Here is a 1,877-nt window from a genome sequence, read left to right on the forward strand (position 1 = left end):
ACGGTCAGGCTGCTGCCGGCCTGGGCCAGCGCCTGCCGGTGGGCGGCCCACTCGACCCGCTCGGGATCGCTTCAGGTCTGGTTGTCGGCGGTCGGGGTGAGTAGGGCGTGGATGGCGTCGGTGAGGGTGGCCGCGTCGGGGTGGGGTGGGAGGTGGCGGTGGTACCGGCCGTCTGCGGTGGCGGTGGCGGTGCGGGATGTGTGGGTGGTGCCCGGGTTGGGGGGTGGGGTGTCGGGGGGGTGGGTGGTCAGGAGTCGCAGGTGGGGTCCGGGGTGGACGGGGTGGTCGTGGGCGAGGTGGTGGTGGGTGAGGATCACGGTGGTGGGGTGAGGGGTGTGGCTGGCGGTGCGCAGCGCGGTGTGCAGGTTGGGGGGGTGCAGGGTGCGGCTGGTCCAGAGGGTGGTCAGGTCTGCGGGGTTGCTGAGGGGGCGGGGGAGGCCGGGTTGGTCGAGGGTGATGAGGGTGGGGTGCTGGCCGGTGCGCCAGAGGGTGACGGTGAGCAGGTGTGCGGTCAGGCGGAGGACGGTTTCGACGGGTCCGAACGTGGGTGGGGTGGTGTCGAGGATGATCGTGACGGGTTGGGGTGGGGATGTGGGGGTGGCGGTGTGGAGTCGGTAGAGGAGGTCGCCGCGGGCGAGGCGCAGGCTGAAAGCGTCGGCGGGGAGGGCGAGTTGGGACGGCAGCAGGTTGCTGATCGTGCCGTGGTGGGTGATGCCGGCGCTGCCGGGGTTGTGGATGGCGGTGGCGGCGTGGTCACGGTGGCTGCTGGTGGTCAGGGTGGCGGTGGCGTCGGCGAGCAGGGTGAGGTGTGTGCCGGTCAGGGGGGGCATGGTCGGGGCGCGGTCGCGGAGCCGTAGCGGCAGGGTGGGGTCGGTGGTGATCGCGTCGGGTCCGACGATGGTGAGCAGGGCGGTGAGCCGGCCGGTGAGGTGGTCGGCGGCGGTGTGGAGTCGGTCGGGGTTGACCGGTGGGGGTGTCGGATGGGTGGTCGGGCTGTGCAGGGCGGTGTGTAGCAGGTCGCGTTGGCCGGTGGGGGTGCTGCCCGGTGGGGGTGTGTAGGCGGGGTTGGGGGGTAGGTCGGCGGTGAGTAGGGCGGCGAACCCGACTCGGGCGGACGGCGGCCAGGCCAGCGCGCGCAGGCGGTGGATCCCGGGATGGTCGGCCAGTGTGTGTAGTCGGGGGTCGTACAGCGCCCGGTCCGGGTTGTCCGTGCTGGTCGTGTCGCCGGTGTGGCTGGTGAGGGCTATCAGGTCGTGGACGAGGGACAGTGGTGGCCATAGTCCCCCCGCGCCGAGTTGGAGCAGTCCGGTGGCGGCGGTGTGCCACCGTGGCGGATCCGGATCGGCCGTGGCGGCGGTGTCCGACTGTGGCGGGAGGGTCACCGTCCAGATTCGCACCGTGGCGTCGTAGCCGCCTGAGGCGAGTAGCAGCCGGCCGTCGGGGCTGGTCGCCCACCCCACCGACCAGACCTCGCCGGTGTGGCCGGTGAGGGTGTGCAGGAGGTGGCCGGTGTACGGATCCCAGATCCGCACCGTGTCGTCGTCGCTGCCTGAGGCGAGTAGCAGCCGGCCGTCGGGGCCGGTCGCCCACCCCACCGACCGGACCGTGCTGGTGTGGCCGGTGAGGGTGTGCAGGGTGTGGCCGGTGTGCGGATCCCAGATCCGCACCGTGTCGTCGTCGCTGCCTGAGGCGAGTAGCAGCCGGCCGTCGGGGCCGGTCGCCCACCCCACCGATTCGACCAAGCTGGTGTGGCCGGTCAGGGTGTGCAGGAGGTGGCCGGTGTGCGGATCCCAGATCCGCACCGTGGCGGCGCTGCCGGAGGCGAGTAGTAGCCGGCCGTCGGGGCCGGTCGCCCACCCCACCGACCCGACCCAGTT

The 1,877-nt window shown here is 72.8% G+C and carries 1 pseudogene; it reads right to left on the reverse strand.

The features are described 5' to 3' along the window. Positions 1–71 precede the first annotated feature (71 nt). A pseudogene (locus tag U9983_RS16470) lies at positions 72–1,877 on the reverse strand (WD40 repeat domain-containing protein); the annotation flags it as partial.

The sequence above is a fragment of the Protofrankia sp. Cas3 genome (genome assembly GCF_963555955.1).
Lineage (GTDB): Bacteria > Actinomycetota > Actinomycetes > Frankiales > Frankiaceae > Protofrankia.